At 60.8% G+C, this 12,717-nt stretch carries 17 protein-coding genes; 9 read left to right on the forward strand and 8 right to left on the reverse strand.

All coding sequences use genetic code 11. The annotated features are described in order from the left end of the window. Window positions 1–46: 46 nt before the first annotated feature. The 4 genes from GGR20_RS00615 to ruvX form a co-directional block, all read right to left on the reverse strand. Entirely contained in the window at window positions 47–1,093 is a 1,047-nt protein-coding gene (locus tag GGR20_RS00615) for a membrane dipeptidase (RefSeq protein ID WP_183309315.1), read from the reverse strand. Next, window positions 1,090–2,388: a dihydroorotase gene (pyrC, locus tag GGR20_RS00620; protein ID WP_183309316.1), complete on the reverse strand. Its 1,299-nt coding sequence runs from the start codon at window positions 2,386–2,388 to the stop codon at window positions 1,090–1,092. The genes GGR20_RS00615 and pyrC overlap by 4 nt, the downstream gene beginning before the upstream one ends. Then, window positions 2,385–3,359 (reverse strand): aspartate carbamoyltransferase catalytic subunit, encoded by a 975-nt coding sequence (locus GGR20_RS00625; protein WP_183309317.1) that lies wholly within the window; start codon window positions 3,357–3,359, stop codon window positions 2,385–2,387. Before GGR20_RS00625 ends, pyrC begins: the two co-directional genes overlap by 4 nt. Window positions 3,360–3,513: 154 nt before the next feature. Continuing rightward, the gene (gene ruvX / locus GGR20_RS00630) at window positions 3,514–3,921 is read right to left on the reverse strand and encodes a Holliday junction resolvase RuvX (protein WP_210283051.1); all 408 of its coding nucleotides are present in this window, start codon (window positions 3,919–3,921) and stop codon (window positions 3,514–3,516) included. 119 nt (window positions 3,922–4,040) lie between these two features. On the opposite strand from ruvX, the gene GGR20_RS00635 reads away from it, so the two are divergent. From GGR20_RS00635 to GGR20_RS00655, 5 genes are all read left to right on the forward strand, one after another. Then, window positions 4,041–4,574 (forward strand): hypothetical protein, encoded by a 534-nt coding sequence (locus GGR20_RS00635; RefSeq protein ID WP_183309318.1) that lies wholly within the window; start codon window positions 4,041–4,043, stop codon window positions 4,572–4,574. Between the two features lie 86 nt (window positions 4,575–4,660). Continuing rightward, window positions 4,661–4,948, forward strand: coding sequence for an Asp-tRNA(Asn)/Glu-tRNA(Gln) amidotransferase subunit GatC (gatC, locus tag GGR20_RS00640; protein WP_183309319.1), 288 nt, complete (start codon window positions 4,661–4,663; stop codon window positions 4,946–4,948). Next, window positions 4,949–5,434 (forward strand): GNAT family N-acetyltransferase, encoded by a 486-nt coding sequence (locus tag GGR20_RS00645; RefSeq protein WP_183309320.1) that lies wholly within the window; start codon window positions 4,949–4,951, stop codon window positions 5,432–5,434. 34 nt (window positions 5,435–5,468) lie between these two features. Next, entirely contained in the window at window positions 5,469–6,953 is a 1,485-nt protein-coding gene (gene gatA, locus GGR20_RS00650) for an Asp-tRNA(Asn)/Glu-tRNA(Gln) amidotransferase subunit GatA (RefSeq protein WP_183309321.1), read from the forward strand. Window positions 6,954–7,083: 130 nt separating this feature from the next. Then, window positions 7,084–7,401, forward strand: a complete 318-nt coding sequence (locus GGR20_RS00655; RefSeq protein ID WP_116590801.1) for a hypothetical protein — start codon at window positions 7,084–7,086, stop codon at window positions 7,399–7,401. Window positions 7,402–7,437: 36 nt separating this feature from the next. Here the strand turns inward: GGR20_RS00655 and GGR20_RS00660 are convergent, their stop codons facing one another. Continuing rightward, window positions 7,438–7,695, reverse strand: a complete 258-nt coding sequence (locus tag GGR20_RS00660) for a YjhX family toxin (RefSeq protein WP_183309322.1) — start codon at window positions 7,693–7,695, stop codon at window positions 7,438–7,440. 259 nt (window positions 7,696–7,954) lie between these two features. Between GGR20_RS00660 and GGR20_RS00665 the strand changes: the two genes are divergently transcribed. From GGR20_RS00665 to gatB, 4 genes are read left to right on the forward strand one after another with little or no spacing between them, the layout of a single operon-like run. Further along, window positions 7,955–8,269, forward strand: coding sequence for a chorismate mutase (locus GGR20_RS00665; RefSeq protein ID WP_183309323.1), 315 nt, complete (start codon window positions 7,955–7,957; stop codon window positions 8,267–8,269). 9 nt (window positions 8,270–8,278) lie between these two features. Continuing rightward, window positions 8,279–8,788: a GNAT family N-acetyltransferase gene (locus GGR20_RS00670; protein WP_183309324.1), complete on the forward strand. Its 510-nt coding sequence runs from the start codon at window positions 8,279–8,281 to the stop codon at window positions 8,786–8,788. Then, window positions 8,785–9,285, forward strand: a complete 501-nt coding sequence (locus tag GGR20_RS00675; RefSeq protein WP_183309325.1) for a GNAT family N-acetyltransferase — start codon at window positions 8,785–8,787, stop codon at window positions 9,283–9,285. Before GGR20_RS00670 ends, GGR20_RS00675 begins: the two co-directional genes overlap by 4 nt. A gap of 13 nt (window positions 9,286–9,298) precedes the next feature. Beyond that, window positions 9,299–10,798, forward strand: coding sequence for an Asp-tRNA(Asn)/Glu-tRNA(Gln) amidotransferase subunit GatB (gene gatB, locus GGR20_RS00680; protein WP_183309326.1), 1,500 nt, complete (start codon window positions 9,299–9,301; stop codon window positions 10,796–10,798). Window positions 10,799–10,890: 92 nt separating this feature from the next. Here the strand turns inward: gatB and GGR20_RS00685 are convergent, their stop codons facing one another. Genes GGR20_RS00685 through GGR20_RS00695 form a run of 3 tightly spaced genes read right to left on the reverse strand, consistent with a single transcriptional unit; the run spans window position 10,891 to window position 12,679 of the window. Beyond that, on the reverse strand, window positions 10,891–11,097 hold the full coding sequence (locus GGR20_RS00685; RefSeq protein ID WP_183309327.1) for a hypothetical protein: 207 nt from the start codon (window positions 11,095–11,097) through the stop codon (window positions 10,891–10,893). A 59-nt stretch (window positions 11,098–11,156) separates the two neighbouring features. Continuing rightward, window positions 11,157–11,756 (reverse strand): carboxymuconolactone decarboxylase family protein, encoded by a 600-nt coding sequence (locus tag GGR20_RS00690; protein WP_246349350.1) that lies wholly within the window; start codon window positions 11,754–11,756, stop codon window positions 11,157–11,159. A 32-nt stretch (window positions 11,757–11,788) separates the two neighbouring features. Further along, complete coding sequence (locus tag GGR20_RS00695; RefSeq protein ID WP_183309328.1) at window positions 11,789–12,679, reverse strand: DMT family transporter; 891 nt, start codon at window positions 12,677–12,679, stop codon at window positions 11,789–11,791. Window positions 12,680–12,717: the final 38 nt, after the last annotated feature.

Raw genomic sequence — 12,717 nt, forward strand, 5'->3', positions numbered from 1 at the left:
CGGTGGCCCGGCAGTGTTGCTCCCGCGGGGGTGACCCTGTTGGTGGTCAGCCTATCGTGCGCTTGAGCACATCGAGCCAATTCTCGAGCGCGATCTTGCGGACCAGTTGCTCGCCATAGCCCTTGTCGAGCAAGGCCTGAAGCAGCTTGGGGACGCCGGTGATGTCGCCAATTTCCGCCGGCATCATGGCGCCATCAAAATCGCTGCCCAGGGCCACCCCGTCTTCCCCCAATGCCTCCACAAGCGCATCGATATGGCGGACCATAAGATCAATGGGCGTGTCGGCAAGAAAGCGACCGTCGGGGCGGAGGAAGCCGGTGGCGAAGTTGAGGCCAACAACGCCGCCGCTCTCTCGGATTGCCGCCAACTGCCAATCGGTCAAATTGCGTGTGCAGGGACTGATGGCGTGGACATTGGAATGGGTAGCGACGAGCGGCTTGCTGGAGATGGCCGCGACATCGCGAAAACCGGCGGCGTTGAGGTGGCTGAGGTCGATGAGGACGCCGCGCTGATCGCAAAGGCGCACCAGTTCCTTGCCCGCATCGCTCAACCCCGGTCCAATATCGGGATCGGCATTGTGGCGAAACGGAACGCCGGTGCCAAAGGCATTGGCGCGGCTCCAGGTGATGCCGATTGACCTCAGGCCGGCGCCATGAAGGACCTCAAAGGCGCGGAAATTTGTGTCGATGGCCTCGGCGCCCTCGATGTGAAAGATGGCTGCCAGCTTCTCTTGCGCAATTGCTGCACGCAGGTCAGCGACTGTGCGGCAGACTTTCAGCGCGCCGGCGCGCTCGAGTTGGAAGAGCAGAGCGGCCATGCCGAAGGTCGATTGCTGGGCGTCGGCGAGGTCGAGTTGCGGAGGCAATTCGCCCTTGGCGTGGTCCGGCGCGGCGGCAATCTGGGCGATGTGGGCCTTGAGCGGTGGTGGGAACATGGCGAAGAAGCCGCCTGCCATGCCCGCAGATTGGGCACGGGGCAGGTCGATGTGACCCTCCTGGCCCCCTTTGATGAACATGTCCAGCTTGTCTTCGCGGACATGATCGAGCAGGCGCAGCAAAGTGTCGTTGTGACCGTCAAAAAATGGAATGGTCACGCCGCGTCCTCATGCACGAATACGCTCTCGCCCCCGACCAGGGTGCGCATGATCTTACCCTGCATGCGGGCGTCCTCGAAACTGGTATTGCGCGAGCGGGAGCGGAAGCTCTTCTCGGTGACCTGCCAGGGATAGTCGAGATCGATAAGGATCAGATCTGCCGGAGCGCCCCGGGCGATGCGCCCGGATTCGAGGCCGAGGATCTCAGCAGGCCGGCAGGTCATGGCGCGCAATATGGTCATCAACTCGACATCACCGGAATGGACCAGTCGCAGCGCAGCGGACAGCAAGGTCTCCAGACCGATTGCGCCGTTGGAGGCTTCCGCGAAGGGCTGGCGCTTCACCTCGGTATCCTGGGGGTCGTGGTCTGAGTGGATGGTGTCGATGGTGCCGCTGCGCAGCGCCTCGATCATGGCTTGCCGGTCGTCTTCGCTGCGCAGGGGCGGGGTGAGCTTGAAATAGGTGCGGTAACGGCCGATGTCGTTTTCGTTCAGGCACAGATGGTTGATCGAGATACCAGCGGTAACCTTGTCGTTGCGCGTCTTGGCAGCTTTGAGCAGCTCGGCCGATCCGGCGGTCGAAATCTGGCCGGCGTGATACCGCACCCCGGTCAGCGCAGCTAATTGGAGGTCGCGAGAAAGTGGGATGGTTTCGGCCTCGCGCGGGATGCCCCTCAGGCCAAGAACGGTGGCGAACAGGCCTTCATTCATCACGCCATCACCCACGAGTTCGGCGTCGGCGAGGTGGTGGACAAAGGGCAGGTCGAAATTGGCGGCGTAGCCCATGGCGCTGCGGAGCAGTGACGTCGACTGGATGGACTGGGCGCCATCCGTCAGACAGACCGCCCCGGCGTCCTTGAGTAGGCCATACTCGGTGATTTCCTTGCCCTGAAGCCCTTTGGTAATGGCGGCAGCGGGCAGGACGCGTGCGGGCGATTGGGCCTGGGCGCGGCGGATGAGAAAGTCGACCAGGGCACCATCATCGACTGTGGGTGTGGTGTCCGGCATCATTACGAAGCTGGTGACGCCTCCGGCGACCGCTGCTGCGCCGGCAGAGGCGAGGGTTTCGCGATATTCCTTGCCGGGTTCCCCGACAAAGACACGCATGTCGATCAGGCCGGGTGCCAGAACCAGCCCGCGCGCGTCCAGCAGCTCAGCTCCATCGGGGACGCCAACGGGTCCGCCGATGGCGAGATCGCCAATGCGGCCATCTTCGACCAGCACTGCTCCGAGCTGGTCAGTCCCGGAGGCCGGGTCAATGATCCTGGCATTTTCGATAATGAAGGGGCGCGTCATGGTTGGTTCCTTGCCGGCAGCAGGGCATCAAGCACGGCCATACGGACCGCCACGCCCATTTCGACCTGATCTGTGATCACCGCGCGGGCGCTATCGGCAATGGCCGGGTCGATCTCGACGCCGCGGTTCATCGGGCCGGGATGCATGACGATGGCGTCGGGCCTGGCGCATGCCAGCTTGGCTTCGTCGAGGCCATAGAAGCGGTAATATTCGCGCACCGAGGGGATCATCTTGCCATTGGCCCGTTCGTGCTGCAGCCGCAGCATCATGACCACGTCGACGCCTCTGAGCCCCTCTTCCATGTTGGTGAAGACCTCTGTCGCCAGATGTTCGATGCCCGCAGGGAGCAGGGTGCGCGGGGCGATGACACGGGTGCGGACATTCAGCGCGCCGAGTAGGAGCAGGTTCGAGCGGGCAACGCGGGAATTGGCTATGTCGCCGCAGATGGCGACGGTCAGGCCTGCAAGCGTTCCCTTGTGGTTACGGATGGTCAGGGCGTCGAGCAGCGCCTGTGTGGGATGCTCGTGTGCGCCGTCACCTGCATTGACGACCGAACAACCGACCTTCTGGCTGAGGAGTTCGACGGCACCGGCCGCCGAGTGGCGTACCACCAGCACGTCGGGGCGCATGGCATTGAGCGTGGCGGCCGTATCTATGAGCGTCTCGCCCTTGGAAACGGACGAGGTCTTGACCGACATGTTGACCACCAGCGCGCCAAGTCGCTTGCCGGCAATCTCGAAGGAAGACTGGGTTCGGGTCGAGGGTTCGAAGAAAAGATTGATCTGGGTTTTTCCCGAAAGCGCCGGGAGCGATTTTCGCTCCTGGCGGGAAATGTCGATCATCCGTTCGGAGCGGTCGAGCAAATCGACGATTTCGTGCTGTTTGAGATCAGCAATGGAAATCAGATGGCGCTGCTGGAACGGGGGGAAGTCGCCAGAAGACCGGCTGGCGGCGGGGCTGTGCTGCGGCATGTCGCATCCCTTGCGATTTGCTGCGGTCTAGCCGAGGGGGCAGGGTGGGGCAACCCCACCCATGCCGTTTCGCGCAATTATCCTGCGACTGAGGGTTCGAGCCGCCAACAGGCAAGCACATGCAGTGCCCTACTCGAGGCCGTGCGCCGACAGGCTAGCGGGGGCGCAGCCGATCCAGGGCGCCCTGCAGAATGTAGCTGGCGGCGAGCTTGTCGACGACCTCCGCGCGGCGGTCGCGGCGAAGGTCGGCTTCGATCATCATTCTTGTGACCGCCGAGGTCGACAAGCGTTCGTCCCAAAAAGCGATCGGCAGGCTGATTTTGGGCGCCAGATTGCGGGCGAAAGCGCGCGTGGATTGCACGCGCGGGCCTTCGGATCCATCCATGTTGAGCGGCAGGCCCAGAATGACCGCGACCACCTGGTTCTGCCCGATAAGCTCAATAATGCGCTCGGCGTCCTGGGTGAACTTGGTGCGCTTGATGGTCTCGAGCGGGGTGGCCGAATAGCGCATGCCGTCCGAAATGGCGACACCAATGGTCTTGGTACCAAGATCAAGGCCCATGATCTTGCCGCGTTCGGGAATTTCGGAGAGGGGATTGTCTTCGGTCACGTGAGGCTCGCTGGACAGTACTGGATTGTCCTATAGGCTCACAGACACTTCTTGGCGACGGAAAAGGCCTGATGAAGCTTACCTGGTTCGGAAATAGTACGTTTCGCATCTATATCGGCGGACAGATCGCCATCATCGATGTGGATGGTGCGCCCGATGGCGTCGAGAGCAGTGAGTTGACGAGTGGCGCAGATTTGCTGATCCCCGATTTCGGTCGCGGCCTTTTGGAAATAGAGCCGTCTGGCTGGACGCCTCGCAAGCCGCCAAGGCTTGTCGATACGCTGGACGGACAGGAACGCCGAGTCGAGGTCCACAGGGCCAGCCAAGGTTGCATTGTCTTCGATGCGCCCGATGAGGCGCCACTGATACTCCTACGCGATGGTGATGCGCCGCCGTTTGGCCGATGGACAGAGCAGGCCGTTATCGTTCTGGTGGGGCCGCAACTTCGGGAGAGGGCGGAAAGGCTGGCTGAGGAGACGCGCCCGAAGCTGGTTGCGCTGGCTGGCGGAGTTGGCGAGATCGATGCTGCCTTCGATTATTTGGGAAATCGGCTCTCCGGAACGGGACTCATCGCACTTGAGCCGGGCTTGGCTGTGGAAGCCTGATCCGGTGCATAAGGCATTTTCATTGTCATTTGCTGCAGCGCGTTGCTAATAACGCGGCAACACGCCTTTCCTGCCGGAGTTTTTGCATGTCTGTCGACGCCGCCACCGTCAAGCGCATCGGGCGCCTCGCGCGTATTCGCATCGAAGAAGAGGAGGTCGCGGCCTACCAGTCCGAACTCAATGCGATTCTCGGATTCGTGGAGCAGCTGGGCGAGGTTGACGTCGAAGGTGTCGAGGCCATGACCTCGGTAACCCCGATGACGTTGCGCCGTCGGGACGATGTGATTTCCGATGGCAATTATCCCGAGAAGATCGTCAGCAATTCTCCGCTGACCGAGGACAATTTCTTTATGGTCCCCAAGGTGGTGGAATAAATGGCGGTCACGATCGCCATAGAGTCGCCGCTGCAGGACGATGTGCGCGCACTCGTGGCGCAGCTCAACGACCATCTCCTGCCGCTTTCTCCGCTTGAGTTTCAGTTCAAGATGTCGGTCGAACAGATGGCCGACAGCACCACCACGCTGTTTGTTGCCCGCGACGCGGCTGGCAAGGCCGTCGGTATGGGCGCGCTCAAGATGCACGGTCCGGAACTGGGCGAGGTCAAGCGCATGTTCACTCTGCCCGAGGTGCGCGGGCAGCGCGTGGGCCGGCAGTTGCTGGAGCGGATCGTGGACTTGGCGCGCGAGCGCAAACTGCCCGTCGTGATGCTGGAAACTGGCACGGGCGATGGCATGGCCGAGGCGCACCGGCTTTACACCCGTTACGGGTTTACCCCGCGCGGTCCGTTTTTGGACTACCCCGACAGCGAATGGTCGGCCTTTTTTGAACTGAACCTGGCGGCCGCGGTGCGCGTGGCCTGATGGCCCCCGCCGTGACGAAAGAAAGAGATTTGCTTTGACTGACCTCACCCGACTGAGCCTCGCTGACGCCCGCAAGGGCCTCAAGGACAAGAGCTTTACCGCGCTTGAGCTGACCGACGCCTATATCGGTGCCATTGAATCGGCCAATCCGAGCCTGAACGCCTATATTGCCACCACGCCCGAGCAGGCGCGCGATATGGCCAAGGCAAGCGATACAAGGCTGGGCCAGGGGCAGGGCGGGACGCTCGAAGGCATTCCGCTCGGCATCAAGGACCTGTTTGCCACCAGGGGTGTCCATACCCAGGCTGCCAGCCATATTCTGGATGGTTTCAAGCCGGAATATGAATCCACGGTGACGGCCAATCTCTGGCGCGATGGAGCGGTCATGTTGGGCAAGCTCAACATGGACGAGTTCGCCATGGGTTCGTCCAACGAGACTTCGTATTACGGCCCGGTGGTGAGCCCGTTCCGCGCCGAGGGCAGCAATGCCAATCTGGTGCCGGGTGGCTCGTCCGGCGGATCCGCTGCGGCAGTTGCGGCCTGGCTGTGTGCCGGGGCGACAGCAACGGATACGGGCGGGTCGATCCGCCAGCCAGCGGCCTTCACCGGCACCGTAGGGATCAAGCCGACCTATGGCAGGTGCTCGCGGTGGGGCACGGTGGCTTTTGCCTCCTCTCTCGATCAGGCAGGCCCGATCGCACGCACTGTCGAGGATGCGGCAATCCTGATGACTTCGATGTCGGGCTTCGACGCCAAGGATTCGACCAGTGTCGATATTGCGGTGCCCGATTTCGCCGCTGCGGTTGAACGCGGGGTGAAGGGCCTCACCATCGGCGTGCCCAAGGAATATCGTATGGAGGGCATGCCGGCGGAGATCGAGAAGCTCTGGTCGGAGGGGCTTGAATGGCTTAAGGCGGAAGGCGCGACGGTCAAGGACATCTCGCTGCCGCACACCAAGTATGCGCTACCGGCCTACTATATCGTGGCACCGGCCGAGGCGTCATCGAACCTGGCGCGCTATGACGGCGTTAAATACGGGCTGCGTGTATCTGGGAAAGATATCACGGACATGTACGAGCTGACCCGCGCCGAAGGGTTCGGCCGTGAAGTGAAGCGCCGCGTCATGATCGGCACATACGTGCTGTCTGCCGGTTACTTTGACGCCTATTACGTCAAGGCGCAGAAGGTACGGACGCTGATCAAGAAAGACTTTGAAGACGCCTTCAATGCCGGCGTAGATGCGATCCTGACCCCAGCGACCCCGTCTGCCGCCTTCGGGATTGGGGACGAGGCGCTGGCAAGCGATCCGGTCGCAATGTACCTCAACGACATCTTTACGGTCACGGTGAACATGGCCGGCCTTCCGGGCATTGCGGTGCCGGCTGGCAAGGACGGGCAGGGGCTGCCGCTGGGCCTGCAACTGATCGGCAAGCCATTCGACGAGGAGACGCTGTTTGCGGCGGCCCGGGTCATCGAAAAAAGCGCGGGCGGCGACTTCGCGCCCAAGCAGTGGTGGTAGCGGGTTACCTTTTACACAAGCGGCGGTGCTTGATTGCGCCGCCGTTCCGCATTATTTGCCGCCCATGCACAAATTAAAACTGGTGGAGACGCACCCAATCACTGCGTCAGGGCCAACAGGAAACCAGCCAATGGCCACAGATATTTTTACTTCGCTCGATTGGTCCGAGCCGCCCAAGGATATGAGCAAGCCATTGCAGGCTCTGTGGTGGCTCAAGAAGGGTGAACTGCGCGTAGGTCCGGAATGGGAGCGCGCGCATAATATCGTCCAGTCCATGGAAGGCGTTCAGGCGTTCGACTGGGTACATGCACTGATGCACTGGATCGAAGCCGATATGGGCAATGCCGATTACTGGTATCGCCGCGCCGGCAAGCGCCGCGCCACCGCCAGCGTCTCCCAGGAGTGGGAACACATCGCGGCGGCGTTGAGCGACGTGACGAGGCACTGATTGATTACCTCCCCCGTTGCGGGGGGAGGTAAACGGCTATCGATTATCCACCTGGCTGCGTACCAGTTCCAATCCGCGCCGGGTGATCCGGTAGGGCTGGCCAGCTTGCGATCGGATGGCTTTCTTAGCCTTGAGCTTGTTGAAAATGAGCGGTGTCAGCCCGCTCATCAGCCACCCATCGCGGTTGAAGAACTCGAAATCGACGATCTTGCCGCGCTCGTTCCTGATGGCGGCGATGCGGCCGCCTTGCGCAAGTGCATGCAGCACGCGCTGTTCGTTTCGTGAAATATCCATTGGAAAGTCTGAAGCCTGGACTGGCGAGCTGGTTTGGCTCGCGAACAAACATGGCCGCGCTGACCCGGGGGCCGACGACGTCCGGTTCATTCATGCCCCGTCGCGAAAGGACGGGTCTCAGGCAATCTCAGACTGGCTAGACATGAACCAATATTAGGGCAGGGCTGCTGGTCGCGCCAGATTGCCTGTAGCGCCCGGGTTGAAATCCGTGGGAGAGCGGTGCAAACCAGCAACACTCACACGAACACCGGAGCCAGCCGTGACCGCTGCTAAATTGCCTGCCGAATGCGACACCAAGGACGATGTGCGCGCTGAGATCGATCGCATCGATCAGGCATTGCTCAATCTTTTCGCGGAACGGCATGGTTATGTGACGCGCATGGCCGAAATCAAGACGGACCCGCATGAGGCCTTCGACCCGGCGCGGATCGAGGCCGTTATAGGCAAGGTTCGCCAGCTCAGTTTGGACCTTGATCTTGACGAGGATCAGGCCGAACTTATCTGGCGAACCCTGATCAATTGGAACATCAATTACGAGAAGGGCATCATTGCGGCGCGCAAGCGCGCCAAATAGGAGGCGGAAATGGCGGGCATTCTGTTGCGCAAGGCGGAGATGACGGATGCCCCACGCCTGGCAGATATCGCCTTTCGTGCCTGGGAAGACGGCATTTACCCCATTTTGACCGACAGGCCTGGACTTAAGGATGCCGAACGGCGCCGACTTTCTCATGCGGTCGCTCAGGGCTGGCGGCATAGCATCGTGGCCGAGATCGACACTGTCGCGGTCGGCTGGTGTTCGCGCGTGCCGGGGCGCAGCTACATTCCCTACCTTTTCGTCATGCCCGAAATGCAGGGGCATGGTATCGGGTCCATGCTGCTCAATCGCATGGAAAGGATGCTTGAACTGTACGGGGCCGAGCGGGTGCACCTGGAAACGCCAGCGGACCACGTTCGGGCTGTGCGCTTTTACGAGCGGCAGGGCTATCGCATCCTGGCGCTGCGGCCTGACGGACGCGATGGGCACTCCCCTTTCATGAGCGTCCATATGGAGAAGCGGTTGCGGCCCTATGACGGGGAGATCGAAGAGGATTGAGACGGACCGACCTTGTTATCGGGCCGGCCTCTCCAAAACTCGCCGTATCTCTGGGGACGATAGGCTTTACGGCTTGGGAGGAAAGTTCCTTCGGACAGGACGATGCCGGCCGCGCCAACAGGCGAGAATTGCTTATTGAGTTTGTCTCGTTCTGTCGCGACAAACCGCAAACCATGCTCGTCGCTGCTGCTGACCGGGAAATCCTCGGGTGGGGCGCGCGCGAGGACATGGACAATGTCGTCTCCGATCTCTGTGTTGCGCCCATTGCGCAGGGACAAGGGGTTGGTGCGGCCTTGCTTGAGGCGCTGGAAGAGGCTATCGCCAAGCAGGGCTTTGAGTTTTCAGAGCTCGAAACCTATGCCGGCAATGCCGGGGCGGTGCGCTTTTATGAACGCCGGGGATGTGAACCCATCTGGCGCGGCATGAAGTTTTCCGCCAGCCTGAATTATGAACTGGACAAGGTCCGCTTTCGCAAGTGCTTGCAGGAAGCGGTATAGGACTGCCCGAAACATGACCCTCGTTGATACCCGCACCCCTGACAAGAAGCGCCTGATTTCCGGTTCGACCGGCGACTGGGAGGTGATCATCGGCATGGAAGTGCATGCGCAGGTGACCAGTGAGAGCAAGCTGTTCTCAGGCTCCTCGACCGCCTTTGGTAATCCGCCCAATGCCAATGTCAGCTTCGTGGATGCCGGGATGCCTGGCATGCTGCCGGTGATCAACGAGGAATGCGTGCGACAGGCGGTGCGCACCGGGCTTGGACTTAGAGCTCAGATCAACAATCGCTCGGTCTTTGACCGGAAGAACTACTTCTATCCGGATCAGCCCCCAGGCTACCAGATCTCTCAGTACAAGGATCCGATCGTTGGCGAGGGCAAAGTGTTGCTCGATGTCGACGGCGAACGGGTCGAGATCGGCATCGAGCGACTGCATCTTGAAACCGATGCGGGCAAGCTACTGCATGACCAGCATCCCAATATGAGCTTCGTCGACCTCAACCGGGCCGGTGTTGCGCTGATGGAGATTGTCTCCAAGCCCGACCTGAGGTCCTCGGAAGAGGCCAAGGCTTATCTGGGCAAGCTGCGCACCATTCTGCGCTACCTTGGCACCTGTGATGGCAATATGGAGCAGGGCTCCATGCGCGCTGACGTCAACGTCTCAGTGCGCCGTCCCGGTGGGGAGTTCGGCACGCGCTGCGAAATCAAGAACGTCAACTCCATCCGCTTTGCCGGTCAAGCCATCGAGTACGAAGCTCGCCGTCAGATCGACATTCTCGAAGACGGTGGTGAAGTCGAGCAGGAAACCCGGCTGTTTGACCCAAAGCTGGGCGAAACCCGCTCCATGCGCTCCAAGGAGGATGCGCAGGACTATCGTTACTTCCCTGATCCCGACTTGCTGCCGCTCGAATTCGACGATGCCTTCGTGTCAGAACTAGCCCAGCACCTGCCGGAGCTGCCTGATGAGAAGCAGGCCCGTTTCATCACCGACTATGGTGTGACGGCCTATGACGCGATGGTGCTGACGCTCGACCGCGAAACAGCCGATTTCTACGAACTCTGCGTGTCGCATGGAGGCGCCAAGCGCGACGGCAAGGCTGTGGCGAACATTCTCAATGGCGATGTGGCTGCGTTTGCCAACAGCCAAGGTCTCGCCGTATGGGAAACGCATCTTCAGCCGTCGCAAATCGCGGGGCTGGTCGACCTTATCGCGGGTGGCACGATCTCGTCCAAGGGCGGCAAGGATGTGCTGCAAATCATGATTGCCGAGGAGCCCGAAGGGGTGCCGGCCGAAATCGTCGAGCGCCGCGGGCTCAAGCAGGTGACCGATCTGGGGGCGATCGAGAAGATCGTGGATGAAATCATCGCCGCCAATCCAGAGCAGGTCGAAAAGGTCAAGGCCAAGCCGACAATGATCGGCTGGTTCGTAGGCCAAGCGATGAAGGCTTCGGGTGGCAAGGCCAATCCGCAGGCGCTTAACGAGCTAATGAAACAGAAACTCGGCGTCGAGTAAGCCTAGGCATCGCCTGCCGAGAACTGTCGGATTTAAGCCGTCAAAATGGCCAAGCTTGGCCGCCTTTTGTTGGTCGGCGATGCCGTGCCCAGTTAGACTTCTCGCGGACGTGGATCGTGTTGCGGATCCGGGGGAATCTCGGGCGAGGGCGAGCGGCCGGGCTCTTCCACTGGCTGATCCGGCGTTGGGACCTCGTTCGGCCTGGGCGGCACCGGATCGGCAGGCTGGGGCTGAGGTGGCTCGGGTTGCGGTACGATCTCGGGGCTCGTCCGTGGGTCGATATCGGGCTTATCAGGCATACTTCTTCTCCTGCCGACCAACGAGCGGCTGGCAAGAGAGTTCCCGACCTGTGCAGGCGCTAAGCAGGCTTGCCGACCGCCATTTCTGCCCTCACCTCAAGGTCCGAGTCGAGGAAATCAGGCTCCGCGCTGGCCCCCACTGCATCAAAATATCTGCTCATGAAGTTTCGGTAGGAGGCTGCCAAGGCGATGTCAGCAATATTGAGGTCGCTCAGACCGACGGACCGCAGGTGGTCAATGTCCGTCTGGGATATGCGCGAAGCGTCCTTCGTAATCTGTTCGGCATAGGCCAGCATCGCCACCTGCTGCTCGGTGAGCCCGGCAGTCCGATAATCCCGGTGGATCGCCAAGGCCCGCTCCCTGCCCAAGGCGTTTGAGATCAGCTTAAAATAAACATGGGAGCAGTAGCTGGACGGGACAAATTTGGCAGCGACAAAAGTGATCAGCCTAAAATTGAGCAGACCCAGGGAAAAGTCGTCCCGCATCTGGTGGAGCAAGTGCTCGGTGGGCATGATCATATCGGGACGGGTCGACCAGCATTGCGTGGCCGCCATCACTCTCCCCATTGAGGCAATTTCCGCGTTGTAGAGATCCGCCACTTCACCTGTGGCGTTGGCCGGCTCGATGGTTCTGAGATACATCTGAACTTCTCCCTGCATGGCGTTTTCCGCTCAACTGGAAGCAATATGATCTACGCAGGAACGCGGCGCCAGATGGCGCGAATGCGCCCGTCTATGAACAGAAGTCCGAAGAAAATGACCAGCATGCCTACCAGTTGAATAGGCAGGATGGTTTCACCCAAGACGGTTACACCGATTATCAAGGCCGATATCGGCGCGATGAAGGTCGTGGTAGCAAAATTGGTCGCACCGACACGCGGCAGGATTCGGTACATCATTTGGAAGGTGAAGGTGGTCGATAGCAGTCCAATGGCGAGGGCCGCCCCCCAGGTTTCACCACGCGTGATGACTGGCAAGCCCTCCGTCAGGAAAGCGATTGGCACGGCCACAAGGGTAGCTCCGGTGAGGGCAATAGAGGCAAAGGCCGTTGGCTCAATATGCTTGTAGCTGCGGGTGATGTTGAGGGAGAGACCGTAGCACAGGGTTGCGCCCAGACAGGCGGCCACGGCCCAGAGCTGGGATGTTCCACCTTCTAACAATGCCGGGGAGACCAGGAGTGCGGCGCCGGCAAAGCCTATAGCGACGCCAGCAAACTTGAGCGGCGTGCCTTTTTCACCTCCAATCCAGAAGTGCGAAATAATAGCGGTCACCATGGGTGTCATGGCGTTGATGATTGCGGCCACGCCGCTGGCCATCTCCGCCTGGGCCAAGGGGAAGAGCGCGAAGGGAATGGCATAGGCAATAACGCCTAGGCCACCCAGTTGCAGCCAGAGGCGGGGATCGCGCGGAACCGGTTTGCGCAGCGCGAACAGGACGGCCCAGCACCCGAGCGCACCGATACCGACGCGGAAAGAGGTGACCCAGACCGGTCCGAGTTCGCGGATTAACACAGCATTGAAAATGAAGGAGCATCCCCAGATGGCACCGAGGAATATGATCCAGAACCAATCGCGCAAATTCATCGTGCCTGCCCCGTGAACAAGAACGATACGCTACGCCT

It is taken from the genome of Devosia subaequoris, assembly GCF_014197055.1.
Classification (GTDB): domain Bacteria; phylum Pseudomonadota; class Alphaproteobacteria; order Rhizobiales; family Devosiaceae; genus Devosia; species Devosia subaequoris.